The sequence below is a fragment of the Afipia sp. GW822-FHT04G07 genome, assembly GCF_058800765.1.
In genome coordinates, this window is the sequence record NZ_JBXAMP010000001.1 from 3,804,623 (window position 1) to 3,829,772 (window position 25,150).

The following is a 25,150-nucleotide window of genomic DNA, read 5'->3' on the forward strand; positions in this document are numbered from 1 at the left end:
ATCATTAGCTTGCGAGCCTGTGGTCGACGATGGCGAGCGGCTTATCGCCTTGCACGACGCTGATGCTGGACAACCCAAGCATGGACCGCAGCTTATCGGCAGGCACCAGCATCGGACCTGGCGATGGTGCCGTACCCGGTGCGGGTTGCGGGAACGCCGTCGACATCGCGGTGTGGAAGGTCATGTTGCCTTCGACCTTTTGCACCAGCTGATGAATGTGCCCATTGAGAACAGTAACGGAGCCGAAGCGCTTCAACAGCATCAGCGCCTGCGTGCCATCCTCCGTGCCCCACCCCCATTGTTGATAGACCACCTGCAACGGTATGTGAGCGAATACGACGATAGGCGTGCTATTGGACCTGTCTCTCAAATCAGACTCAAGCCAAGCCAACTGCTCAGCGCCGAGATTGCCAAGACCGCCGCCTTTCAAGTCAACGACATTGACCAGGCCAACGAAGTGAACACCGTTATCGTCAAAGCTATACCAGCCCGCGCCCTTTGAGCCCTTCCCATAGCGCTCGAGGTAGGCCTTGCCGCGATCTTCGTCGATGATGTCGTGCTCGCCCGGCACATAGTGAATTTGTGCCCCGGTCTCGCTGAAGACTTGTTGGGCGTTGTCGAACTCGGTGGCCTTCGAGAGGTGCGTGATATCGCCGGTGTGAATAATAAATGCCGGCTTCTCCTTCATAGCCTTCACCTTGGCGACCACTTCCCGCAAGGTGCCGAGTGCATCTGGATTGGCTGCCTTGTCGAACCCAATATGGCTGTCGCTCATCTGCAAAAATGTGAAGCCCTTCGGCTTGGCAGCAAGGGCGTCGCCGATGAGACCGATTGAATGTGGAACGCCGCCACTCATGCCCCAGAGCACACCAGTACCTGCCCAGACCATGCATTCCAGTGCATGGCGGCGATCATGATCAGGCTGGCCGTCATCAATGCGTTTAGTCATGTCTGTCTCCCTCCATGAGCCCAAATACTGGCTTTCAATGAGGAGACTGGCCGAGTTGAAGCTTTATTCCCGTTGAGGTGCACGGCTGCTTATCGGCGGCGGCTTCCCTAGTCGGCCGGCAACGCGGATTAAACCCATTGATTTAGCTGGATTTTTCCAAAATTTGCGAACGCTCCGCCAGAGACCGGTTCGATCAGCAATGCGTGAGTTCGAATCCTCTCGCCTCAGCCAGCCAGTCCGGGTTCCGGAGAATTTCTTTGCTGGTCGCGGCCTGCCGCGCGCAGGCTCCGCACATCCGCTTGTCGCTGCGACCGAGCGGCACGCTCGATTTGCTCGAACTGCTGGAAAGGGGTGAACTTGATCTCGTCATCTCGGCGCGGGAAGCATCTGCCGAACGCTTTGTCTCGCAGCCGCTGATCGAAGATCGCTATGTCGCGGTGCTGCGACGAGGGCATCCGGCCTTGCGCCGCAAGCTGACGTTGTCCGCCTTTGCTCATTTACCGCACCTGGCAATATCTTCCAGCGGCGAGGACGTCAGCTTCGTGGATGCGGTTCTGACAGCACGCGGCCTGTCGCGCTCCATTGCGCTGGAGACGCCCTATCTGTCGGCCGGAGCGGTGCTGGTGCAATCCAATCTGGTGGCTGTGCTCGGCCGCCAGATTGCGCAGGAATTCCGCAGGGCCTATCCGATCGAAATCAGGGAACTGCCGTTCGACGCGCCAAAGCTGCGGAGCATCATGCTGTGGCACCGGCGCTTCGACGATCAACCCGCGCACCGCTGGCTGCGTGAGACGCTTACTGCTACGGCGGATACGATATAGGATAGCCCAGATGTGCCCGGCCGAGGGGCCGACGACATAGTCAGCCAACATTGGTCGTGCTTTGCCGACGGCTAAGCTGGATCGCCTCGGCGCTCCGGCAGCAGGCGGAGCAGTGTGATTTTGTTCTGCGTGCCGACGCGCAGCGGCGACATAAAGGTTCCTATACCGGACGATACAAAAAGCTGCGTTTTTGCCGATCCGGCGTTGCGACCGCTTTGGCTCCGAAGCAACACCGCAAGTCGTCACGCAAGTGGCATTTTGTCTCCGCTCACGTCGCCGTGATCCAGTTTTAGCTTCAAGGGTTTTGCCGTATTTTCACGTGCGGCCTCACACGCGGCTGACTTCAGTCATGCACCTGAGTCCGCGTCAATCGCACGCAAACAAGAGGGAAAGAGTGTGATCTCCCTCACATACGCACACGGCGGCCAGGCGTAAATTCAGGTATCGCCTTTGGCGTCAGCCGGCTTGGTTGACGTCTGAACAATGCATCAAGAACTGTATCGCGACAGCATTGATAACGCGGTGTCCGCGGCAAGCCAGTCGAGCATAGGTGCGCACAATGTTGATCGCGCCTGGACGATTTTCTTCTCGCGGTCGGGCCTGTGAATCCCGTCGCGCTTCACTGCACCCGCGCCGGGGAAGTGATTGAGAGAGGAGTAATAAAATGGCTACCACCCAAATAAACCAAAGCCTGCTTGCGACTGTGACGACGGTTGCCATGAGGACCCTCGCGCTGTGTTATGGCGCGGTAGCTTATCTGGTTTTTCTCTGCTCGTTTCTTTACGCCGTCGGGTTCGTCTCGCGCCTGATGGTGCCGAAGACGGTCGATACCGGCGTCGAAACCTCTGTTCTCAATGCAGTCGTCATTAACCTGGTCTTGTTGTCGCTGTTCGCGGTTCAGCACAGTGGAATGGCGCGGCAGGGCTTCAAGCGGGTGTTCGTGCGGGTCGCGTCGCCTGTCATCGAACGAAGCAGCTACGTGCTGTCGGCAAGTCTGCTGTTGCTGCTGCTATTCTGGCAATGGCGCCCGATCCCCGCCGTCGTGTGGGACATCCAGACCCCGATTCTGGCCGATCTCGCCGTTGCCGGCGGCTTCGTGGGCTGGCTGATCGTGCTCTACAGCACGTTTCTGATCAGCCATTTCGAGTTGTTCGGTCTTACGCAGGTGATCGGCAATTTTGCCGGACGCGTTGTTGCGCCGGTCAAGTTCAAGACACCTGGACTTTACCGTCTGATCCGGCATCCGATCTATCTGGGCTTTATCATCGCATTCTGGTCGACGCCGACGATGACCGTGGGCCATCTGCTCTTCGCCGCTGTCACGACCGCCTACATCTTCGTCGGAATCTACCTCGAGGAGCGCGATCTGATCGTGCTGTTCGGCGAAGAGTACCGGCGCTATCGTGCCCGCGTCGCCATGCTGCTTCCGGGTATTTTCTGAAATTCCTCGGCATGCGGCAACGAGGCCGCGTGCGAAGATTTTTTATGCTCCTTTCTCGCAGCTTGGCGCCGTGCGGTTAGCTGCGGGTCAGTATGCAACAGCCGGTCGTGCCTTGGTCATTCATGCCCAATGCAGAATCGGCCAAGCGGCGAACACGCCGTCTATCATCCTGGCAATCAGCGGGTCGATGACTCCGAAGCCAGGATGAGCTTGCCATAGCGTTCCGCGTCGCTGCGCAGTTCCGCTTCGAATGAGTCAGGCGTCGAGCTCGTGATCGTGACGCCTTGCACCGCGTATTGTTTGATGACGGCCGAATCCTTGAGGACTTCGGCGATATCCTGGGCAATCTGGTTCACGATGGGTTTCGGCATCGCCGCAGCCGCCAGCATTCCGAACCAGCTGTTGTATTCAAAAGCCGGCAACCCCGCTTCCGCGAAGGTCGGCACGTCGGGCAGTTGCGGCAGCCGTTGATTGCCCGTCACGGCGAGTGCCCGCAACTTGCCGGACTGGATCAGGTCGCCGCCCACATTGAAGAAGGTGAAAGCAAGGACCGTGTCGCCGCGCATGATACTGACCTGTGATTCCGGAAGACCGCGATGCGGCACCAGCACCATCTTCGTGCCAGAGACCTGCTTCAACAGCTCGGCAGCGATACCGGTCGAGCTGCCGATGCCGGCGGAGCTATAGCTCAGGGAATCCGGCTTGGCTTTGGCCGCGGCGATCAGTTCGGCCAGCGTCTTGAATGGCGCATCGGGCGGCACGATCAGGATCGCGGGCGTGGTTGCAACGCGGCTGATGGCGACGAAATCCTTCACCGGGTCGAAGCCGAGGTTCTTGTTGACGGCGCCGACCACGCTGTGCCCGTTCGACGTGAGCATGATCTGCGAACCGTCTGTCGGCCCCTTGGCGATGCTGCTGACACCGGCGATGCCGGGCCTGTTCTCTACGATGACCTGCTGTTTCCACTTCGCCGCGAGCTTTTCCGCCACTGTGCGGGCGAGAATGTCGGTCATGCTGCCGCCGGAGAACGGCACCACAATCCGCACGAGCTGGCTGGGATAGGTTTGCGCGTTGGCACGGTTGCCGGTCAGTACTGCGGTTGCGGCGATGCCGGAGCCGATCATAAATTGTCGACGATCCATAATTTCTCTCCCTGTGTAATGTTGGGCTTTCAGCCTCTGGCGGTGTTAGGCAGCGGCATCGCAAGCAATACCACTGCCGGTCGTTTCGTCTCGTTGCGCAACGCGCGTGTTTCGTTCGGCGCGATGCGGCAGGAATCCCAGGTGCCGAGAACAGCAATGCCGTCCGGCGTCTCGAACGTCACCTCGCCATCAAGGACGACGTAAAGCTTTTCTTCTGGAGATGCGGAGGGTGTAATGCCGCCGCCAGGCAGGATCTGGCTCATGCCAAGCCACATCGTGTCGGCGGGTCCTGCGTCGCGGCCCTGCAGGCGAAACATTCGCATATCGTTGTGGCCGGGAGCCTCGTAGCGGGGAGCATCGTGCAGTCGGACGATATGCATTTGTTCACCCGTTTGGCAGGAAGACGACGCGGTTGCGCGACGAGCCGAGTACGGCGGCATAGGCCTCCGCCGCGCGCTCCAGCGGATAGATCGCATTTGCTTCGATCGGAAAGGGCTTCAACGCGTCGGATGCGAAGCCCGGCACGAGATCCCGCAGCACTTCGGCCGCTGCGATCGAGGAGAAGGCGAGCGTGTCGACGCCGAAATAGGTGTGCCGGCCGCGATAGAAGGCGAAGATGTCGAAAGGAACGGCCGTTTTGAGCGACGCGATGAAGATCTGCCGGCCTGCATGGGCGAGCGATTTCGTTCCCGCGTCGTAGTAGGGCTCGCCGACTGTGTTGTAGACGATATCGGCGCCATGGCCTCCAGTCAGGTTGCGCACCGCAGCCGCAACGTCGCTGCGGCTGGAATCGATCACGGTTACTTCGCCATGCGCGTGACCGACATAGGGTTCGTCCTTGCGCACAACGCCGATCACGCGCGCGCCCTGCCACGAGGCGATCTGTGCGGCGGCCTGTCCGACCTTGCCGTTGACGCCGAGGATCAGCACAGTCTCGCTCGCCTTCGGCATGCCGGCGCGGCGGAAACCTTCCTGCGCCGTCACGAATGGCACGCCGATGCCGGCAGCCTCAGCGAGACTGATATTTGCCGGCTTCTGAACCAGCGCTTGAGCCTCGACCAAGAGATGAGTGCCGTGGGTGCCATCGCGCCGGATGCCGAGCTCGCCGGAGGAGCCGAACACTTCCTTGCCGACAAGTTCGGCCGGCCCTTCGAGCACGACGCCGGCGAAATCGCGGCCCGGTGTCCGCGGGAATACGGCATGGGGCATCATCCCGATCGCGGCCTTGGCGTCGGACGGGTTCACAGCGGCGGCCCTGACCTCGACGAGTGCATCAGCATCGCTGCCGCGGACGAGTGTCCGCTGCTCGATCACCGGCGCGACCAGCTCGATCCGTTCGACCTTGGCGGCAATCCGCAGGCAGGTGGCCGTGATTCCGGTGTGTGTCGTCATGCGTTTCCTCGGCAATGCGATGTCATGCGGCGCTGCTCGGCAGATCGAACAGGGCGCGCGCTTCTGCCGGTGTCGCGATCTGTGCTCCGAGCTCCTCAATGATGCGCCGAGCCTTCTCGATCATGGCAGCATTGGATGGCGCGAGCATGCCGCGCTCGAGATATACGCCGTCCTCAATGCCGGTGCGGGCATGTCCGCCGGCAAGGACAGACTGCGCCACCATCGGGAAGGTGGAGCGGCCGATGCCGATCGCCGTGAAATGCGCACCGGGCGGAAGCAGCCCCCGCGCATAAAGCACGGTTTCCGGTGACGCTTGGAAACCGTATTTCACGCCCATCACAAAAGACGTGAGTGCCGGACCGCCAAGCGTGCCGTCGGCCAGCAGATCGTGCAGCAGTGCAATGTCGCCTGAGTCGAACAGTTCGATCTCCGGTTTCACGCCGGCGGCGCGAATGACCTTGGCCATGCGGCGGACATTGCCAGGCGTGTTGATCACCACCTGAGCGCCGGAATTCATCGTATTGAGATCGAGTGTGCAGATATCCGGCTTCAGCGCAGTGATGTGCGCGACGCGTTCTTCCGGATTCATCAGCGTGGTGCCGACATCGGCGATTTTTGGATCGTCCTTCGAGGGAACAAAGCGCCCGCCCGGCCCGGTCGTAATGTTCAGGACCAGGCTGCGGTTGCGGGCGCGGATGCGCGCGACGACGTCTCGATAATATTCGAGTTTCATCGATGGCGCGCCGGAGCCGGGTTCGCGGACATGGATATGTGCGATGGCGGCGCCTGCGTCTGCCGCGCCGAGACAAGCCTCGGCGATTTCCTCAGGAGTGATAGGCAGATGCGGCGTCTGGTCCGGCCGGGTCAGATTGCCGGTAACGGCGCAGGTGATGACGATCTTGTCGAGCATCGGACGCATCATGATTTCCTTACAGCGCCCGGCCGCCGTCGATGACGATCAGCGAGCCGGTTGAATAGGTGAGGTGGGTCGCGCAGGCCGCAATGGCGCGGCCGACATCCTCGGCTGTCGCAACACGCTTGAGCGGAATGGTCGCCGCGACTTTCTCAAGTGCTGCGGCGTCGCGGCCCGGCACAAAATCGGTCGCGACTACACCCGGCGACACCGACATCACGCGCACGGCAGGGGCGAGCGCACGTGCGAGCGACTTCGTCATGGTGTCGATGCCGGCCTTGATCGCCGCATATGCGAGATTGGAGCCGACGCCGCTCAGTCCGGCAATCGACGAGACATTGACGATCAAGCCATCACCGGACGCCTTCAGCAGCGGCGCAAAGGCGCGGATCGCAGCGAACTGGCCGCGCCAGTTCACCTTGAACATGTCGTCGATGAAATCATCCGTGAGGGCATCGAGATCGCCAATCGGAACCGGCTTCGTATAGCCGGCGGTATTGACGAGAATATCGCAGCGGCCAAGCGTACGTTCGACTTCGGCGGCAAGGGCGGTCAGCGTCGCGGTGTCCTCCACCACGGCGTGTCGCGCGAGATGGCCTGTGCCTGGCAGCTTCGCCACCAGAGTGTTGGCAGCAGCTTCGCCGGAGCGCCACGTTACGACGACGGCCGCGCCTTCGGCTGCGAGCGCCAGCGCGGCAGCAGCACCGATGCCACCAGAGCCGCCGATGACAACTGCAACCTTGTCCGACAGAGGTTTCGTCATTGACAACTTACTTGATTGGAGGATGCGGGAGCACGGATTCACCGGGCTCCATCGTGAATGTGTAGCTGAGGCTGAACCACTCGCCGGTGACATCCGGCGCCGGTGCAGGGCCCTCGCCCTTGCGGAAGTCGCCGATCAACGCGCTCGTCACGCCGAACACCACGTCGCTTTCGAGATGCTTGTCATCGTCGACGAAGATCTGCGTGATGAGTGTTTTGAAACCGGGTTTATGCGCGAGGATATGCAGGTGCGCGGGACGAAACGGATGGCGACGTTGCGCGGCCAGCATCTCGCCGGTTGGGCCATGGGTCGGTACCGGATAGCCCGCAGGCTTCACCGAACGGAATGCGAAACGGCCGTCAGCATCCGTCTGGAAGACGCCGCGCAAGTTCATATTCGCCTGACTGTCATCCTGATTCTCGTACATTCCCGACGGCGAGGCCTGCCAGACATCGACGCGGACACCCGGCAGCGGCGCGCCGTGGGAATCGCGAATCACGCAATCAACAAAGAGCGGCGGGCCAGGCGTCGGTGAGCGCACGATCGAGGCGCCATTTTCGGTGCGGGGTGCGTTTGCGCGCCAGAACGGACCGAGCAACGCCGCAGCTGTCTCGGTCGCGCCGTCCTGGCCGTTGTTCAGCAGGCACACCAGCGTCGACAGGCCAACGGCATCGCTGAACAGCACACCTTCGTTGTGGCTGTCGTTTGTGGCTTGGCCGATCCGGTTGAGGAAATCGATCGCAAACTCGAACTCCGCTTCGGTCAGCCGGACCTCACGGGCGAAATCGTGCAGATGGCGAACGAAAGACCCCATCACCTGGCGGAGCCGTGGGTTGGGCGCGCCGTTCATGGCGTCGAGCACCACTTCGGTGACGTCTTGCTGGCGCGTGATGATCATCCGGCCTCCCTGCCTGGCCCTTGGTGCAGTTGGTCACGCCGTATCGCGCTTTTTGAATCGTGCAATCGATTGCACGCTTTCTAATGCAATCGATTGCATAAGTCAAGCGCCAGGCATAAGGTGCGATTCGTGGCTGGAATGACGACCATCAAGGACCTGGCGCGGGAGGTGGGCGTCCACCCATCGACGGTGTCGCGAGCGCTGGATCCGGCGCGCCGAGGCCAGCTCGGTGAAACCGTGGTTCGCCGTGTGCTCGAGGCCGCGGACCGGCTCGGCTACCGTCCGGATTCGGCGGCGGCGAGTCTGCGCAGCGGCCGTTCGAAGCTGATCGGCATCATCGTTCCGGACATCGCCAACCCGGTCTTTTCGCCGATCATCAGCGGACTCGAACACACGCTGTCGGCGCGGGGCTATGCGCTGATTGTCGCCGATCAGGCACTCGAGCACGCGGGCAAGGGAGACATTATCCAAATGTTGGTGGCGCGCCGGGTCGATGGACTGGTGCTCGCCAATGTCGCGCTCAAGGACGACGCGGTGGAACGTTGCCTACGGTGGCAGGTGCCGGTCGTGCTGGTGAACCGCGCGGAAGGTGAAGCGCGCGTCCCCTCGGTCGTGTCCGACGATATCGCCGGCATGCGTTTGGCCGTCGCACATTTGATCGAACTCGGACATCGCCGCATCGTCCACGTTGCCGGACCACAAATGCTGTCAACCGGCTCGCTGCGCCGGCGCGGCTTTGTCGAGGCGATGAGTGCTGCGGGGCTCCACCCCGCCGCACCTGATATTGAGGAGGCTGCGGCCTTCACACGCGAGGCGGGGCTTCCGGCCGCGCGGCTGCTGCTCGCTCGATGTCCCGATGCCACGGCGGTGGTTGCCGCGAATGATCTGCTTGCGCTGGGAGTCTATGAGGCTCTGCACGAGCAAGGCCGGCGCTGTCCGGAGGATGTCTCGGTCATCGGCCACAACGACATGCCGATGGTCGATCTGGTCAATCCGCCGCTGTCGACGATCCGGATCAGCCATCGTGAGATGGGCGAACACACGGGCGAGCTTCTGCTCAATCTGATCAACGGCACTCATCAGGGTGTGCCGCAAGTCGTCACCCGTCCGTGGCTGATCGTACGCCGCTCGACCCGACCGCCAATGGCTTAGTTGAGCGCGGACGCGTGGCGCATGTCGAAAGCGTCGAATCCATCAAATCCGACAACCGGCTCATCGAACAATTTGGGCGTTTATTGAAAGGGCGAACTATGGCTTCCATTCAGGTGAGCAATGGAAATCTCGATGTCATCGAGACGGGGCAGGGGAAGCCGATTCTTCTTTTGCATTCGCTGCTGGCGGACCGGTCTATCTTCGATCGGCTTGTGCCGCTTTTGGCACGCGAGCGCAGGGTCATTGTTCCGGACCTTCCGGGCTTTGGAGAGTCATCCTCGGCGGGCGCGACGATTGAGGGGATCGCTGACCGGATATCGGGACTGTTCGATGCTCTCGACCTCGGGACAACGACAGATGTTCTCGGCAACGGGTTTGGCGGCTTCGTCGCAAGCACGTTGGCGATCCGTCACGGTCAACGATTTGATCGCCTGATACTCGCCGATACCGGTCTCGGTTTTCCGAAGCCCGGCAAGGAAGCGTTCTATGGCATGGCGGAGCAGGTCCGGAAGGGCGGTATGGAGAGCATCGTCGATGTGGCTATGAAGCGGCTGTTTCCGGAAGACTACGTCAAGGCGAATCCCGGAGTGGTGGTCGAGCGTCGCGCTTCGCTGGTCAAAACGAATCCGTTATTCTTTGCGGAAGCTTGTCAGGCTTTGGCGGCGCTGGATCTCGGTCCATCGATCGGCAACATTCGCAATCCCACACTGGTCGTGGTTGGTGAACTTGATGTCGCTACACCGCCCGAGATGTCTCGCCAACTGGCGGCCGCTATTCAGAACGCGCGCTTGATCGAAATGCCGGGCTGCGGTCATGCACCTATGGCGCAATCGCCCGACGAGTTTATCGAGGTGGTTTCCTCATTTCTCGACTTGAGGCAGACGTCTTGCTCGCGGGCGAAAGCATAGGATTGCGAAGATGCCGATTGTTCACGTTGGTCGTTATGAGTTGAACTATCTGAACGAAGGGCAGGGAACGCCGGTTGTCTTCATTCATGGAATTGCTGGCGATTGAGCGGCTGAAACGTAGCCTGCTGCCCATCAAGAGTAAAATAACTCACCCCACGGCCGGGTTGCGAGGACTGCGCCGCGTCTCCGGCATGATGGTCCAGATCATCACCAGACCCACAGCTGCGACCGCGGCAAGCCCAAGGAAGGCAATGCTGCCGCCGAAACGATCGGCCGCGTATCCGGCCAATACCGTGCTGAGCGAGGCGCCGATCCCGGTTGCGGTACCGACAATGCCTTGGGCAAGATTGAAATGACCACTGCCGAACGCGATGTCGGCGACGATCAGCGGAATCATCACGCTGAAGACGGCAGCCGTGATGCCATCGAATACCTGAACCACGACGAGCAAATATGGATCGCTGACGGATGCGAACAGCACGCCGCGAACGACCAATGCAGCGAAGCCGAGCAGCAACAGCGGCCTTCGTCCCCATTTCTGCGCAATGCGTCCGACGGAGGGCGAGGTGAGCGCCACGATGGCTTGCGGAACGATGATGCACGCAGCAATCAGCACCGGTGCCCACTGGGCGGAGCGGGTCGTGACCACGCCGGCCATCAACGGCAGCATGGCGGCATTCGCCAGCTGAAGCAGCAGAACGCTGCTTGCGAAGATCAAAAGCGGCCGCTGCCGGACGAGATCGCGAATGCTCGTGGTTTTGCTGACCTGCGCGTTCTCAAGTCTGATTTTCAGTGCGTGTTCAGAGATAATTTCACGGTCACGCACGCGTGACAGGGCGATGAGCGTGGGAATGGCCATAATGAAGGTGACAAGAAACACCGATCGGCTCGATAGAAAGTAGCCACATGCACCCATGACGGCTGCTGCAACTCCGTTGCCGAGCGATGCATAGCGCGCGTTGCGTCCCAGCCGTTCGCCGACTGCGAGGGGCCCGACCAGCCCGAGGCTGATCGCGGCAATCGCCGGACCGAGTACGCAGCTTGCGGCGGCATGGAGCGTGGCGGCGGTCATCACAACGGGAAAGATGGGCCATGCCGCATATGAAAGTGCGCTGATTGCGATGACGAAGAGTGCGAGACCGGCCGCCTTGCGTGCCGAACGCGTAGCATCGACGATGGCTCCGCCGGGCATCTGTCCGATTAGGGCGACGAGGCCGCCTACCGAGAGCACGAGACCGATCTCGACCTGGGTCCATTTCTGAGTTGTCAAATACACGGCGACGAAGGGGCCGAATCCCGTTTGCACGTCAGCTAGAAAGAAAATGAACCAGTCGAGGCCGCGCAAACTTCGGCGCGAAGGGGAGTGAACCTGCGGCTCGCCGGAATCGGGTGCGCTTCCAGGCGCATCATTTCGCGGAATGTCACTATGGTCGCCGCCATCCCGTTCGGCCGTGTGTATGGTCGTCTGGCTGGACAACTTAACACTCCACGGCTAGGGGACGAAGCGTAGTGGCGACAGGCTGCCGGATGCGCCGAGCACCACCATCGGCTTGTCTTCCTTGTATTCGGGCGCAGCCTTTACCTGGTCACGCGTCAATTCGAGGGTGATGCTCTCGCGCTTGTTCGCGACGTTCCAGAAATGCAATGCGCTCCAGTCGACCACAATCTTGCGGCTGCCGACGCCAAGAAATCCGCCAAAATCGATCACCGCGGCGCGTACGCTGCCACCGCGATCGACGATCACATCGACAATCCGGCCCATGTTTTCGTCGGCCGGGCTGCGAACGTCGCGGCCGAGAATGCCTCGCGCCTCTATCGCATCAATCACTGAGATCGAGGGTGGCGGCGAAGCCTCTCCTGGCGCGGGCACGGCAGGAGCCTTGGGTGGCTGGATGTTCCGTGAGGCACCGTCGCTTGCCGCAGATGAGCTTGGGGCAACTAGTGGAGATATGGCATCTTCGCCTTTCGAAGGGCCGCTGAAACAGACTGTCGCCGCCACGATGATCGCGATGGCCTCGGCATGACGGATGGCGCTCATTCAAAACACTCCTTGCAGGCTGATTTGTCGCCGTCTTGGAATGGCGATCCGCTCAGCGAGCCAGAACGATCGAAACTTGAATTTTGCCGCGGGTGCGCAGAATTTCGAGCGACACATCTTCCCCTTGACGCTGGACCCGCAAATCGACGCTGGAATCTCCGAGTTGAAGATTCCGCAGAATGACCTCATTGAGGAAAGCCGGCAGCCGTGGGTTGCGAAAACGAATCTCACCACGCTCTGGGTCAAACTCAAGACCGAGTGCGGCTTCGAGCAGCGTAAACGGTGTTGCGCTGGCCCAGGCCTGCGGCGCGCAGGCGACGGGATAAAGTGTCGGTCCTTGGCGGCGTTCACGCTGAAAACCACAGAACAATTCGGGAAGTCGCCGCAGATCCATATAGGTCGCGGCGTCGAACAATCCCTTGAACACCTGCTCGACCGAATGCTTCAGGCCGTAACGCGCAAGTCCGAGAGCAATCAGTGCATTGTCATGCGGCCAGATGGAGCCGTCGTGATAGGACATCGGATTATATCGGGCCTCGCCGCGCGCAACCGTGCGGATGCCCCACCCTGTGAAAAAGTGAGGTCGCAACAGCTCTGCGGCGACCATGCGTGCGTGCTTCTCGCTCGCAATGCCGGTGAAGAGAACCTGCCCGGCGTTCGACGTTCGTACCTTGCAGGGCTTTTTGTCTCCGTCCAGCGCAAGGACGTATGTGCCGAGTTCCTCGCACCAGAACGCTGCCTCGAAACGCTCAGCGAGAAGGTGTGCCTCGGCCTCGAGTTTCGCCGCCCGATCAGCCAGACCCAAGCGCCGCGCGGAACATGCGGCCAATTGCTTGCCGGCAAAAACGTAGCCCTGGACTTCCGCGAGGGCTATGTATCCTTCGGCAAGCTGGCCATCGGCGTGGAAGATCGCATCGAACGAGTCCTTCCAGCCCTGATTGGCAAGCCCTTGCTCGGAAGCACGCCGGTACTCGACGAAGCCGTCCTGATCGGGGTCACCGTCGCCGTCGGTCCATTGCAAGGCTGCTTCGATTGCGGGCCAGAGTTCGCGCAACGTTTCCTCGTCACCCGTACGTTCGACATACAGGCCGGCGAGAAAAACAAACAGCGGCGTGGAGTCGACGCTGCCGTAGTATTTTCCGAACGGCACCTCGCGCAGCGCGGCCATCTCCCCACCGCGCATTTCGTGCAGGATTTTCCCAGGCTCGGCGTCAGCAAGCGGATCGACCGTCCTGGCCTGATGCCTCGCGAGCCGTTTCAGCACGCCGCGCGCGATGCGCGGATCAATCCACAGCATTTGCAAAGCGGTAATCAGGGCATCGCGCCCGAATGTGGTCGAATACCATGGAATTCCCGCATAAGGATAACGGCCTTCCGGCGTTTCCGTCATCAGCATGTTAAGATCGGCGCTTGCCTGGCAGAGCACCTCGTTGAAGATATTGTTGGAGGTTTCGATGGTTGTTGCGCCCGCCGTCGACTGTCGCATCTCGCGGCGGTGGGCCAGCAAGCCGCGGAAGAAGGGGATGGGCTTATGGGCGGCTGATTTGTTGCAGGACGCGGCTATGAATAGCGAGGTCGTCTGTCGTGGGGCGAGATCCAGATGATAGATTGCGCGATTCACAGCGAGATGCGACGGAGCAGGGTCGAAATGCAATGTGGTGTCCCGGAGCCTTTCGTCGAGTCCCACATACTCGAAGAAAACATCGGCGGGGCTGAGAAGGCGGCCGGAGCCAACCCCGCGCCGTGGGCGCTGCTCGCCCCGAACCTCGAACAGATCCGCAAAATCGTTGTCGATAAGCAGGCTCAAATTGAAACTGGCGCGGCATTCCCCATGGTTCTGAAGGCCGATCCGCTGATATGCAGTACCGCGCCACAAGAAGATCGTGCGCACGATGTGCAGCATGTCTTTTCGCAGTACGATCTTTCCATCGCGGAAGACATCGGGATTGGTGAGGTCAACTGTCAGTGACGAGTTGTCGTCACGCAGGTTGGAACCGAGCAGCAGTGGCTGCATATCATCCAGCAGCAATTCCAGCCGTGCAAGATACCGGGTATCGGCGTTGAAAAGACCATCAGGTCCGCCGGCAGAAGCTCCTATGTCGCCATGACTATCGAGCACGATGAAGGTGTCGTCATGCTTCAGCGCGCGGCGCGGACGCGCGGCGGGACCGGTCATCGGGATGTAGAATGGCGATTCCGTAAGTGTTTCCATTTCACGGATCGCCGTTATTTCCGTCAAAGATTCCATTGCCATGTGTTGACCCTCAGATGATGACAGGGCGGCCAGTGGTTGGCAGGTCAAGCGGGCGAGAGGACGTGTCAGGCAGCGGCGTGCTTCGCCAGTCGGTTCATTTCTCGTGTCACCAGTTCGCGATAGGGTCCTGGACGCTGCATCAATCGATCCGGTGAACCGTCTTCGATTATCCGTCCTGCCTGAAGCAGAATAACACGATCGAAGTTGCGCAGCGTCGCTAGGCGATGCGCAATTGCAATCACGGTTCTTCCGCGCATAAGTCTCGCGAGTGCTTCCCGAATAGCTTCCTCGGAGTCGCTGTCCAGAGCCGCAGTCGCCTCGTCAAGCAGAAGAATCGGCGCGTCTTTCAGGAACGCTCGCGCGATTGCAATGCGCTGACGTTGCCCGCCGGATAGCTTGAGGCCGCGATCTCCGACCATGGTTTCAAGCCCGTCCGGCAGGTCCTCGACAAAATCGCAGCGCGCCGCGATGGCCGCACGCAAGACTTCGTCGTCGGTCGCCGTTGGGCGGCCGTAACGGATGTTCTCCATGATCGAACGCTGAAACAGCGAGATGTCCTGCGGGACGACGGAAATCGCTTCGCGTAGACTTTGCTGCGTGATTTTCGAAACATTCTGACCATCGATGGTGATGCTGCCGCTCTGGACGTCGTAAAATCTCTGCAGCAGAGTAAACAAGCTCGACTTCCCTCCGCCGGACTGACCAACAAGCCCGACCCGCTGGCCTGAATTGAGCCGAAGGCTGAACTTGTCGAACAACGGCGTGCCGCCAGGATAGCTGAACGAGATGTTGTTGAAGGCAATGACGGCGCCGGCTCTCACCAGAGGTTCGGCTTCGGGATGATCGCGCAATTCGTGCGGCACAAGGAGTGTTGCAGTGGCTTCGGACAGCCTTGCGACATGCTGGGTGACATCGACGAGCGCCACGGCCAGGTCGCGTGTGGCATGCAGGATAGAGAGACCGAGCGTGCAAACCAGTACGACATCGCCGGTGGTTGCGCTGCCTTGCTGCCAAAGCCGGATCGCCCATGCCAGCAGCCCGATCGTGAGGACGATGGTGATAGCCGCGTGCGTGAGCCGCAGCCGTTCGAGATAGCGCAAGCTGCGACCCCTTGCGCTCAGCTCGCGATTGACCGTGGCATCGAAGCGTTCGTGTTCGTAATCGAGACCGCCAAACGCCCGCACCAGCGGCATGTTGTTGATGACGTCGACCATCTCCCCGTCCACCGCGGCGGCCTTGTTGGCGAACTCGTCGTGCAGGGGTTTCCCCGCTGCCGCTATGCGGAACATCGCGATTACGACCACACTTGCGACAAGGGTCAATCCCGCCGCCATCATGGAGCTGACGGTTCCAATCAACCCGATCGCGGCAACAGTCGCGATACACGGTGGCATCACGTTCCAGACGAACATGTTTTCCAGGGTGTACACGGCATTGGACGTTGCGGTGATGCGGCTGGTGAGCATTCCTGGCAGCCGATCTGAGAAATAACCCGGTGCATGGCCGGTCAAATGGCGGAAAATATCCCTGCGTAAATCTCCGGTCACGCCCACAAATGTGAAACTCGCGATCCAGCTTGCGACCCGCCAAAGGAAATTGTCGGCCGCGATCAGAGCCACAAGAATTCCGAATGCCAGCCATACAGCATTGTGGGTCGGTCCGGCGGCAAGGCAGTCGACGAGATATTTCACGCCATACTGTGTGCCTACCGAGCAAGCAACGGCTGCTGCAACTGTAGTCACGATCACGACATGCGACATCATTCGCTGCTGAAGGTAGCGCAGCACGAAAGCGAAGGGACGATGTGTGTATCCCGAAAGACTATCCATGTAACCCCTGCGAAGCGTTGCAGGAATCGATCCTGCAGAAAAGTTCCTTCCGGTCACACCATGCGCATCCGCGCGATGCTCATCGTTTTGCCATCGTTAATGCAAAACCTCTCGACCGTCGGTTTGAGGAAGGCTGATCGACCGAGATGGCGTTAACAAGACAGCGTCGTGGAAAGTAATGGACCCTCAATAGGAACTTCGCATCTGCGAGAACGTTCCGCTTCGGGGCTTCAGCACAAACTGAAGACCACAGAATTGTTCACCCCTTGGGACGATGGGAGAGAAGTATGCGGATTGCGCAGGTTGCTCCGCTCACCGAGGCTGTTCCACCCAAATTTTACGGTGGAACCGAGCGCGTTGTGCATTGGCTGACAGAAGAACTGGTCTCGCTTGGCCACGACGTTACGCTATTCGCCAGCGGGGACTCTCAAACCTCCGCGAAGCTGGACGCAACATGGCCGAGGGCCTTACGTCTCGACGGATCGGTCCGCGATGCCAATGCGCTTCACATGGTGATGCTCGAACGGGTCCGAAGAAAATGCGACAATGAGGAATTCGACTTCCTGCATTTTCATCTCGACTATTATCCGTTCTCGTTGTTCGCGCGTCAGCCGACGCCATTTCTCACGACGCTGCACGGTCGGCTAGACCTGCCGGAGCACCAGCCGGTGTTTAATACGTTCTCATCAATCCCGGTTATTTCAATATCGAACACGCAGCGGCGACCGGTACCCCAAGCCAATTGGATACGCACCATTCATCACGGAATTCCCGAAAAGCTTCTGACGCCCCGGCCGGTGACGCCCAGCTATTTGGCGGTGCTAGGCCGCATCGCGCCGGAGAAGGGGGTGGATGCCGCGATCAGGATCGCTATTCGATGCGGCAGGCCGCTTAAAATCGCGGCGAAGATCGATCGTGCCGACCAGGAATACTATGACGAGATTATCCGTCCGCTCATCGACCATCCGCTTGTAGAGTACATCGGCGAGATCGCTGACCATGAGAAATCCGCTTTCTTAAGTGGCGCGCTCGGACTGTTGTTGCCGATCAATTGGCCCGAGCCATTCGGTCTTGTCATGATTGAGGCAATGGCCTGTGGAACGCCCGTGATTGCCTACAATCGCGGTTCCGTTCCGGAGATTGTTGACGAGCGTGTCACTGGCTTTGTCGTGGAGGACGAAATCAGTGCGGTTGCAGCCGTCGGCTTGCTGCCACAGATAGATCGGGGCGCCGTTCGCAAGCGGTTCGATAAACGGTTCACAGCGCGTCGCATGGCACTGGACTATCTCGCTGCCTATCAGGGATTGATGGACGCAGCGGCTCCGCGAATGCGGCTGGTCAGCAGCGCCGAATAGCATGTAAGCGCTTGGCAAATCCCCGAAGGGGATTGTCCCTTGAACGGGACTTGCCGGGTTGTAGACCTACCGCAGTGGCATAGGTGGCCGAGGGACACTCAAGTCGCCGGGCTGTGGCGGGAGTTGCGCGGGCGCAGGCGGCGGGGGTGGAATGTAAGCGTCACGTTGCGCGGCACCTTGCGGATAAGTCTGTCCCTGCGGATAGGTTTGGGATGACGGCGCGAAAGCGCGTGGGGCCGGAGCGGGTGTTGATGCGCGCTGCGGTCGCGGTGCGGCCGGCTTCGAGGCTTGCACAGCCGACTTGCGGCGCGCTTCCTGCTCGGCAGCCTTCGCAACATCGCGGCTCAGTTGCTGCTGGCCAGCCTGAAGCTGCTCCACCGTTTGCTTGAGCGAAGCGATTTCGCGCGCCATCGTTTCAATCGATTGTGCAAGCTCGGGTGGAAGCGCCGCCTGTGCCGGGGGAGGCTCGGCAGTCGAGGGTGCCGCTAATACGGGCTCTGTCGGCGTCACAGACGCCGCGCCGGCCGCTTCTTGCACGGCGGGATCGCTGGCCGGTTGGGGAGGCGCTACCTGAGAGGCCGCGTCCTGCGGTTCGGCGGCATTGGCATTTTGCGCTGGAGCTGAAGTGCCTGCGAGAAGCTGCGGCAGAAGGGACGAAAGCCTCTGCTTCGCCTCGTCCCCATAAGAATGCCAGGCCGCCACTGCGGCGATGCCAGCGCAGGCGATGAGCAGCATGGCTCCTCGACCGGACCGCGGGCGCGGCGTCAAATCATGGACGTGGCCTGAGTTGTCGTTCAGAGGCGCAGCGCGAAGCGACGGTTCGCTGCCGGAGGGCTCCGCAGGTACTGCAGGCGTGAGGGAAGGCGCGTCCGGATCAGGTGCGAGGCGGGGTGCCAGGTCGCGCAGTTGCGCTGCGATGACGTCGTGCGGATCGTCGGCTTGCGAGTCCGCATGTTGCAACTTGAATTGCATTGACGCTCCGTGATGTTACGAGGTGCGATACGCGGCGGAATAATCCAGCCAATCTGCGGATGCAGAGGGGCATCGCGCTTTGACCATACCAAGGCAGGACGATGAAAAGTATGAGGCAGGGGAACTCAGGGCCCCGGCCGTTACTGTTGGCAGGGGCTCAACGGTCTGTGGATACGACGGCTACGTCAGGATCGCGGTCATTTGACGCTTGCCGTCGGATCGCCGATGGTCCGCTCACATCGTGAGTCACATTTTTCCCTAGTGAAGGCGTTCGTTTGATGAATCAGAAAGTCGGCATTGTAGGCGTTGGAATTATGGGTACGGCCATTGCGCGGAATTTGCGCGAGGCCGGCTTTGCCGTAGTTGGATTCGACCCGATGCCAGAGGCATGTGCGCGGCTGGAAGAATTGGGTGGTCAGGCTCTGGATTCGCCCCGTGAGGTGGCTGAGGCCGCACCGATCATCATCATGTCGTTGCCGAAGGCAGAGGCATTGACCGAAGCGATCGGCGGCCCCGGCGGCATTGCTTATGCGAAAGGGGCAGGGCAGATCGTTATCGAATGCTCCACGCTCCCGCTGGACATCAAGCGCGCGGCGCTCGCGATCATGGAAAAGAACGGGAAGATCCTTCTGGACTGTCCGATCAGCGGCACTGGCGCGCAGGCGGCCACCAAGGATCTCGTTATTCTTGGCAGTGGTGACGAGGCGGCCTTCGCCCGTTGCGGGGCAGTATTCGCAGGGATGTCCCGCGTGCAGCGCTATCTCGGGCCCTTCGGCCGGGGGAGCGTCATGAAATACATCGCGAATCATCTTGTTACGATTCACAACGTGGCGGCAGCGGAAGCAATGGTTCTCGGCATCAAGGCCGGGATAGATCCGGCGCTGGTTTACGACACGCTTGCTGACAGCGCCGGGACATCACGCATGTTTCAGATGCGAGGTCCGTTGATGCGCGATGAAACGTATGACGTGCCGACGGCAACGATCCGCATGCAGATCAAGGACATTTCGATTATCGACGACTTTGCTGCGGATCTCGATTGTGCCTTGCCTGTCTACGCCGCCGCTTCGCAGGTCTATCATGCAGGCGCGGCCCTCGGTCGCAAGGAGCAGGATACAGCTGCAGTCTGCGCCGTGCTCGAGACGATGCATGGAATTGACCGGAAAAAACCCGCTTCGTAGTGGGGCACGCTTCAGCGGCCGTTTCATCGCGGGCGCAATGATCGAGGGCGTTCGGACGGCCGGATAGGCTGTCGCAGTTGGTCTGACTACGCACTATCCCAAATTTGAATAAAGCATGGCGCACACGCAGCACGCTTTGTGCGGTGCATTCCGCGCCAACGTGCTTGCATTTTCGTCCGGGCCGCGTTATTTATCGGGTGATAAATCAAAAAGCTTCAATGAAATTCGCGGGAGTGCAGACATGAAAGTCCTTGGTTTCAACCATCTTTCCATCGGCGCGAAGGATCTGGAAGAGTCCGCTCGTTTCTATCAAACCGTGCTGGGCATGGAGTTGATCCCGACCTACAATTTCGGTTTCAAGACGAAGTATCTGCGTTGTGGCGACCTTCAACTCCATCTGTTCGAGCTTGAGGACCATATTCCGGTTTATCAGCACTTCGCGCTCGACGTAGACGATTTTCATGCCGCTTACGAACAGGCCAAGGCGATCGGCGCGCTAGATTCCACGGCCTTCCGCAATCCGGTTAACGAGTTACCGGATGGCTGCGTGCAGATGTATCTGCGCGATCCTGCCGGCAATCTGGTCGAGATCGATTGGCCGGATGTGACCACGTTGGACCGTTCGCGTATTCCAGAGATGAAGCTGTTGTCGGAGTTCGCGACGCAAGACGACGAAGGGCTTAAGGCATCGCTCTATCTCGATCGTCCGCATATCAAACCGAACGCGCCCCGCAAAGCGGCAGCGCGTTAACGTCCGGGAGAGATTCATGGCAGGTACAGTCCATAAGCTTGATCTGGACCGGCGCTCAAACGGTCAAGACGATGCATATTCCGCGATGCTGGAGCGCGCATACGCGCTTCTGCCGAAACTGCGTGAACGTGCCTCAACGACCGAGGAGATGCGGCGTCTCCCACCGGAGACCGAGCAAGACCTCCATACGGCGGGGCTGTTCAGAATTCTTCAGCCGAAGCGGGTCGGTGGTTCGGAACTGGATTACGTCGCGCTGGTCGATTTCGCCGATGTCGTGGCGCTTGCCGATGCGTCGGTCGCATGGAATCTCGCGAATTTGGCGAGTCATCATTGGATGCTCGGCATGTTCGATCCGCGTGCGCAGGATCTGATCTGGAAAGACGACGTCAACGCTCTCATTGCGTCATCATTTGTATTTCCGGCTGGTCGCGCGACGAAGGTGGCGGGTGGGTACACCTTGTCAGGCCGATGGCCGTTCTCATCAGGCGTCAATTCGAGTACCTGGAACATGCTTGCGGGCATCGTTTCCTCCGAAGACGATGCAGACGGCGTTGAGTACCGGATTTTTCTGCTGAAGCAGGATGACTACAAGATCATCGATACATGGAATTCAACCGGCCTGAAGGGGACCGGATCGAACGACGTCGAGGCCAAGAACGTCTTCGTCCCCGATTACATGACGCTTGCGGTGAAAGATGTCGCCGGAGGCGCTACGCCGGGAAGCGCTGTGAATCCCGGTCCGCTGTATGCGCTGCCAGTGTTCGCGCTGTTTCCTTTTGTTCTGTCGGGTGCCGCCCTTGGCAACGCGCAAGCCTGCCTGGACGACTATATCGAGATCGCCCGGCATCGTGCGTCGACTTATAATCGCGCCAAACTTGGCGATTTGCAGACGACGCAGATCAAGGTTGCCGAAGCGTCGGCCAAGATTGATGCTGCGCGTCTCATCATGCGGCGGACCTGCATCGATGCGATGACGGATGCGCGTCGCGGTGAAATTCCCAAGCTTGCGGAAAAAACCAGATACCGGCGTGACGGCGCTTACGCTGTGAATCTCTGCACGGAAGCGGTCTCGTTGCTGTTTTCGGCGAGCGGTGCGCGCGGTCTTTATACAACGGGCGCGCTTCAGCGGCAGTTCCGCGACGCCCATGCGATCAACGCGCACATCGCCTTCAGCTTCGATGCTGCCGGAACGAATTATGGCCGCGTCGCGCTGGATCTGCCGTCCGAAAATCTCACTCTTTGAGAGGTCAGGCCGATGGCTGCTGTTTCGCAACATCCGACCGAGCATGGCGAAGAGCTCTCGAGCGACAGTTCCTCGATCGATCCTCGCGATTTCAGGAATGCTCTGGGTGCCTACGCCACGGGTGTCACGGTCATCACGGCCGCGACGCCGAGTGGCAGGGCCGGATTGACCTGTAATTCGTTCGCGTCGGTCTCGCTCAATCCGCCGCTCGTTCTCTGGAGCCTGGTTAGCTATTCTCCGAGCATGAGCATTTTTCAGAATGCCAGCCATTTCGCGGTGAACGTGCTGGGCGCATCCCAGCAAAAACTAGCAACCCAGTTCGCCACGCGCGCGGACGACAAGTTCGCCGGGGTCACGTGGAAACCGGGCTTAGGCGATGCTCCGGTGCTCGCCGATGCGGTGGCCACATTTCAATGCCGCAGCGCCGACCGCTATTACGGGGGCGACCATGTGATTTTCCTTGGTGCAGTGGAGGCTTATGCTTACAACCATGCAGAGCCGCTGCTTTTCGCTCGCGGCAAATTCGGTCACTTTGTTCCCGAGGCATGACCCCCGCAGATCATCATGAAAAAGAAACCATCTTCGTCGATCGCGCGTGTGAAACAGAAGCGTCTGTCTCCTGAAGATCGCCGTCAGGAATTTGTCCGCAAGGCTACGGAATTCTTTTCCGAAGAGGGATTCGATGGCGGCACGCGCGAGCTGGCACGCCGATTGGGCGTGACCCAGCCGCTGCTGTATCGCTATTTCCCGAGCAAGGAAGAATTGATCAAGGAAGTTTATCGCAAGGTGTATCTTGAGCCGCTCGACACCGGCTGGGAAAAGCTTCTCACCAATCGGTCAAGCCCGATCCGCGAGCGGCTTGTGCAGTTCTACGAAGCTTACACCAATGTGATTTTTACGCGAAAATGGCTCAGAATCTATCTGTTCTCAGGCCTCAAGGGTCTCGATATCAACCGTTGGTATGTCGGTGTCGTGCGCGACAAGATCCTGACCCGCATCATCAAGGAATGCAGGTTCGAATTTGGCCTGCCGACGCAGGCCAAGCCGTCGGCATCCGAAATCGAAATGGCGTGGGTTTTCCACGGCGGTGTTTTCTATTACGGCGTTCGACGATACATTTACGAGATGCCTGATATTCAGGATAAAAGTGAAATGATTGCCAACGCAATCGATGGTTATCTCGCCGGCTTCGCGCGGGTGTCCGGTGCGGCCGCGAAGCGGCCGGCGACAAAATCAAACCGCCTCGACACGACCGCTGCTCGCTGACCGTTGAATGGCTTCGAACGTGCGCACGTTCGACAGCATCTCATCATGAGAGACCGGATATGAACCTCTGCCGAGCGCAGCCCGCCCGAACGATTCCAGGTTGTCGCGCACGGCCGGATGAGGCTGATAGTAAGCTGTTTCCGGTGGCTGACCGCGGTGGACGCGCGTCACATCCCAGCCCGTCGGGCTCTCGGGATGGGTCCGGTCGCGAATTTCCATCCAGCCTTTAGATCCCAGCAGCGCGAGCCGCCCCATGAACGGCGTGGCAAGTACCGCGTTGAGCGTGGCTGTTGTGCCGGTCTCGAAACCGATGGTGATCGAAAGCGTGTCGCCGTTGGCAAAACGGCTTCCGAGCGTGGCCAGCCGCGCCCACACCTGGATCGGTTTCCCGAGAATGGCGATCGAAAGGTCGACCAGATGGATGCCGGTGGCTGACAAGGGGCCAACTGGATTCAGCGTGTTCGACAGGCGCCAGTTGTCGGGCGGGAGGTTGAGAAATTTGTCCTGGCTGAAATTTCCCTCCAGCACGAGTGCATTGCCGAATTCGCCGTCCGCGAATCGCTTGCGCATTTCGATCACGGCCGGTTCGAAGCGTCGCTCGTGGCCGATGCCGAGTTGCACCTTTGCCTTTCTCACCGCTGCAATCGCTCGTTCGGCGTCAGCAGCCGTCGTGCAAAGAGGCTTCTCGCAAAATACGTGACGGCCTGACTTCGCTGCGGCCTCGATTTGCGTGGCATGATGATCCTGCGGGGTGCAGAGGATAACGGCATCGATATCCGTTCGCACCAGTGCGTCTTCAAAGCTTGCGGACGTTTCAAGTCCCAGGGCTGCGCCCTTGGCGCGCATCGGTTCGAGTGGGTCTATCCCCAGAATTGGCTTGATGACGTCGCTGGTCGCGAGACTGCTGGCGAGGGTCTGTCCCCACCATCCCAGCCCGACAATGGCGGCACGGATCATGTTTGCGCTCCAGCAAAAATTAGAATTTGGCCATCTGGCCGCGATACCAGTCGCCGATTTCACTCGCAGTCATCAAGGCAACGCCATCGTGGCCGATGACATAATCGAGCAATTGTTCGAGATATTTGATCCGGTGCGGTACGCCGGTGATGTAGGGATGAATCGAGATCGCCATCACGCGGGCATTGTCATTGCCTTCGAGATAGAGCCGGTCGAACTGATCGATACAGCGGCGCAGGAACTGGTCCGACGCCATATGGTGAAGCGCATGAACGACGATGTCGTTGGTCTCGACGGTGTAGGGGATTGTCGTCATGGTTCCATGAGGTGTCGCGATATCCTGCGGAAGATCGTCGATCACCCAGTCCGCGACATACTCGATGCCGTTCAATCGCAGCAGATCGAGCGTCTCCTCGGTTTCGGTGAGCCCCGGGCTTTCCCACGACCGCGGCGCCTTGCCTGCGAATTTCGCGATGGTGTCTACGGCACGCTTGATGGCGTCGCTCTGATTTTCGAGCTTGTGCATCGGGCCCTGCAGGAAGCCATGCCCCATGAACTCGAATCCCGCTTCGCGCGCGGCCTCCGCGACACGCGGATATGACGTGCAGACGTTTCCGTTGATTGCCAGCGTTGTCGGAATGTTTCGGTCCGTAAGCGCCTTCAACTGACGCCAGAAGCCGGCGCGCATTCCATACTCATGCCATGACCAGTTTGGTACGTCCGGAAGCAGCGGCTGCCCCATCGGCGGACTGAGCACCGTGCGGGGCATGGCGTTTTCGATCCGCCATTCCTCGACATTCAGAATAATCCAGACCGCGAGCTTCTTGCCGCCCGGAAGGACGAGCTTGGGACGGTCGATAAGAGCCTGATAGGGGATGCGATCGGTGAGGGCCAACTGAACGTCCTGTCTTGCGTGTTATTCCGT

24 protein-coding genes are annotated in these 25,150 nt (G+C 60.0%); 10 read left to right on the forward strand and 14 right to left on the reverse strand.

From position 1 onward, the window contains the following. Positions 1-4: 4 nt before the first annotated feature. Positions 5-949 carry a metallophosphoesterase family protein gene (locus AC1RKJ_RS18520; RefSeq protein ID WP_492792375.1) on the reverse strand — a complete coding sequence of 315 codons (945 nt, stop codon included), beginning with the start codon at positions 947-949 and terminating at the stop codon, positions 5-7. Between the two features lie 203 nt (positions 950-1,152). Between AC1RKJ_RS18520 and AC1RKJ_RS18525 the strand changes: the two genes are divergently transcribed. Together AC1RKJ_RS18525 and mddA are read left to right on the forward strand one after the other, a co-directional pair. Continuing rightward, complete coding sequence (locus tag AC1RKJ_RS18525; RefSeq protein ID WP_492792376.1) at positions 1,153-1,770, forward strand: LysR substrate-binding domain-containing protein; 618 nt, start codon at positions 1,153-1,155, stop codon at positions 1,768-1,770. A gap of 718 nt (positions 1,771-2,488) precedes the next feature. Next, entirely contained in the window at positions 2,489-3,211 is a 723-nt protein-coding gene (mddA, locus tag AC1RKJ_RS18530; protein WP_492792793.1) for a methanethiol S-methyltransferase, read from the forward strand. Positions 3,212-3,387: 176 nt separating this feature from the next. Here mddA and AC1RKJ_RS18535 read toward each other — a convergent pair whose 3' ends face one another. From AC1RKJ_RS18535 to AC1RKJ_RS18560, 6 genes are read right to left on the reverse strand one after another with little or no spacing between them, the layout of a single operon-like run. Beyond that, positions 3,388-4,353: a Bug family tripartite tricarboxylate transporter substrate binding protein gene (locus AC1RKJ_RS18535; RefSeq protein WP_492792377.1), complete on the reverse strand. Its 966-nt coding sequence runs from the start codon at positions 4,351-4,353 to the stop codon at positions 3,388-3,390. A gap of 29 nt (positions 4,354-4,382) precedes the next feature. Continuing rightward, positions 4,383-4,733 carry a cupin domain-containing protein gene (locus AC1RKJ_RS18540; RefSeq protein WP_492792378.1) on the reverse strand — a complete coding sequence of 117 codons (351 nt, stop codon included), beginning with the start codon at positions 4,731-4,733 and terminating at the stop codon, positions 4,383-4,385. 4 nt (positions 4,734-4,737) lie between these two features. Next, positions 4,738-5,745, reverse strand: a complete 1,008-nt coding sequence (locus tag AC1RKJ_RS18545) for a quinone oxidoreductase family protein (RefSeq protein WP_492792379.1) — start codon at positions 5,743-5,745, stop codon at positions 4,738-4,740. Between the two features lie 22 nt (positions 5,746-5,767). Further along, positions 5,768-6,664, reverse strand: coding sequence for a beta-keto acid cleavage family enzyme (locus AC1RKJ_RS18550; protein WP_492792794.1), 897 nt, complete (start codon positions 6,662-6,664; stop codon positions 5,768-5,770). A 10-nt stretch (positions 6,665-6,674) separates the two neighbouring features. Further along, complete coding sequence (locus AC1RKJ_RS18555) at positions 6,675-7,421, reverse strand: SDR family NAD(P)-dependent oxidoreductase (RefSeq protein WP_492792381.1); 747 nt, start codon at positions 7,419-7,421, stop codon at positions 6,675-6,677. A 7-nt stretch (positions 7,422-7,428) separates the two neighbouring features. Next, positions 7,429-8,319 (reverse strand): dioxygenase family protein, encoded by an 891-nt coding sequence (locus AC1RKJ_RS18560; RefSeq protein ID WP_492792382.1) that lies wholly within the window; start codon positions 8,317-8,319, stop codon positions 7,429-7,431. 138 nt (positions 8,320-8,457) lie between these two features. Here AC1RKJ_RS18560 and AC1RKJ_RS18565 point away from each other — a divergent pair, with 138 nt between their 5' ends. Together AC1RKJ_RS18565 and AC1RKJ_RS18570 are read left to right on the forward strand one after the other, a co-directional pair. Beyond that, positions 8,458-9,471, forward strand: coding sequence for a LacI family DNA-binding transcriptional regulator (locus AC1RKJ_RS18565; RefSeq protein WP_492792383.1), 1,014 nt, complete (start codon positions 8,458-8,460; stop codon positions 9,469-9,471). A 98-nt stretch (positions 9,472-9,569) separates the two neighbouring features. Continuing rightward, the gene (locus tag AC1RKJ_RS18570; RefSeq protein ID WP_492792384.1) at positions 9,570-10,379 is read left to right on the forward strand and encodes an alpha/beta fold hydrolase; all 810 of its coding nucleotides are present in this window, start codon (positions 9,570-9,572) and stop codon (positions 10,377-10,379) included. Between the two features lie 148 nt (positions 10,380-10,527). Here the strand turns inward: AC1RKJ_RS18570 and AC1RKJ_RS18575 are convergent, their stop codons facing one another. From AC1RKJ_RS18575 to AC1RKJ_RS18590, 4 genes are all read right to left on the reverse strand, one after another. Further along, positions 10,528-11,799, reverse strand: coding sequence for an MFS transporter (locus AC1RKJ_RS18575; protein WP_492792795.1), 1,272 nt, complete (start codon positions 11,797-11,799; stop codon positions 10,528-10,530). Positions 11,800-11,871: 72 nt separating this feature from the next. Next, positions 11,872-12,417, reverse strand: coding sequence for a PRC-barrel domain-containing protein (locus AC1RKJ_RS18580; protein ID WP_492792385.1), 546 nt, complete (start codon positions 12,415-12,417; stop codon positions 11,872-11,874). Positions 12,418-12,469: 52 nt separating this feature from the next. Further along, positions 12,470-14,665 carry an amylo-alpha-1,6-glucosidase gene (locus AC1RKJ_RS18585; protein ID WP_492792796.1) on the reverse strand — a complete coding sequence of 732 codons (2,196 nt, stop codon included), beginning with the start codon at positions 14,663-14,665 and terminating at the stop codon, positions 12,470-12,472. 71 nt (positions 14,666-14,736) lie between these two features. Continuing rightward, a complete protein-coding gene (locus AC1RKJ_RS18590; RefSeq protein ID WP_492792386.1) occupies positions 14,737-16,500 on the reverse strand; it encodes an ABC transporter ATP-binding protein in 1,764 nt (587 codons plus the stop codon). Positions 16,501-16,787: 287 nt separating this feature from the next. On the opposite strand from AC1RKJ_RS18590, the gene AC1RKJ_RS18595 reads away from it, so the two are divergent. Then, positions 16,788-17,855 carry a glycosyltransferase family 4 protein gene (locus AC1RKJ_RS18595; RefSeq protein ID WP_492792387.1) on the forward strand — a complete coding sequence of 356 codons (1,068 nt, stop codon included), beginning with the start codon at positions 16,788-16,790 and terminating at the stop codon, positions 17,853-17,855. A gap of 66 nt (positions 17,856-17,921) precedes the next feature. Here the strand turns inward: AC1RKJ_RS18595 and AC1RKJ_RS18600 are convergent, their stop codons facing one another. Beyond that, a complete protein-coding gene (locus tag AC1RKJ_RS18600; RefSeq protein ID WP_492792388.1) occupies positions 17,922-18,827 on the reverse strand; it encodes a hypothetical protein in 906 nt (301 codons plus the stop codon). 278 nt (positions 18,828-19,105) lie between these two features. On the opposite strand from AC1RKJ_RS18600, the gene AC1RKJ_RS18605 reads away from it, so the two are divergent. The 5 genes from AC1RKJ_RS18605 to AC1RKJ_RS18625 all read left to right on the forward strand — a co-directional run bounded on the left by AC1RKJ_RS18605 (position 19,106) and on the right by AC1RKJ_RS18625 (position 23,268). Next, positions 19,106-20,008 (forward strand): NAD(P)-dependent oxidoreductase, encoded by a 903-nt coding sequence (locus AC1RKJ_RS18605; RefSeq protein WP_492792389.1) that lies wholly within the window; start codon positions 19,106-19,108, stop codon positions 20,006-20,008. A 115-nt stretch (positions 20,009-20,123) separates the two neighbouring features. Beyond that, positions 20,124-20,759, forward strand: coding sequence for a VOC family protein (locus AC1RKJ_RS18610; RefSeq protein ID WP_492792390.1), 636 nt, complete (start codon positions 20,124-20,126; stop codon positions 20,757-20,759). A 16-nt stretch (positions 20,760-20,775) separates the two neighbouring features. Beyond that, entirely contained in the window at positions 20,776-22,002 is a 1,227-nt protein-coding gene (locus AC1RKJ_RS18615) for an acyl-CoA dehydrogenase family protein (protein WP_492792391.1), read from the forward strand. Positions 22,003-22,014: 12 nt separating this feature from the next. Next, positions 22,015-22,551 (forward strand): flavin reductase family protein, encoded by a 537-nt coding sequence (locus tag AC1RKJ_RS18620; RefSeq protein WP_492792392.1) that lies wholly within the window; start codon positions 22,015-22,017, stop codon positions 22,549-22,551. Positions 22,552-22,566: 15 nt separating this feature from the next. Beyond that, complete coding sequence (locus AC1RKJ_RS18625; protein ID WP_492792393.1) at positions 22,567-23,268, forward strand: TetR/AcrR family transcriptional regulator; 702 nt, start codon at positions 22,567-22,569, stop codon at positions 23,266-23,268. Here AC1RKJ_RS18625 and AC1RKJ_RS18630 read toward each other — a convergent pair. After that, positions 23,236-24,225: a Gfo/Idh/MocA family protein gene (locus AC1RKJ_RS18630; protein WP_492792394.1), complete on the reverse strand. Its 990-nt coding sequence runs from the start codon at positions 24,223-24,225 to the stop codon at positions 23,236-23,238. The genes AC1RKJ_RS18625 and AC1RKJ_RS18630 overlap by 33 nt on opposite strands. 19 nt (positions 24,226-24,244) lie before the next feature. Next, the gene (locus tag AC1RKJ_RS18635) at positions 24,245-25,120 is read right to left on the reverse strand and encodes a polysaccharide deacetylase family protein (RefSeq protein ID WP_492792395.1); all 876 of its coding nucleotides are present in this window, start codon (positions 25,118-25,120) and stop codon (positions 24,245-24,247) included. Positions 25,121-25,150: the final 30 nt, after the last annotated feature.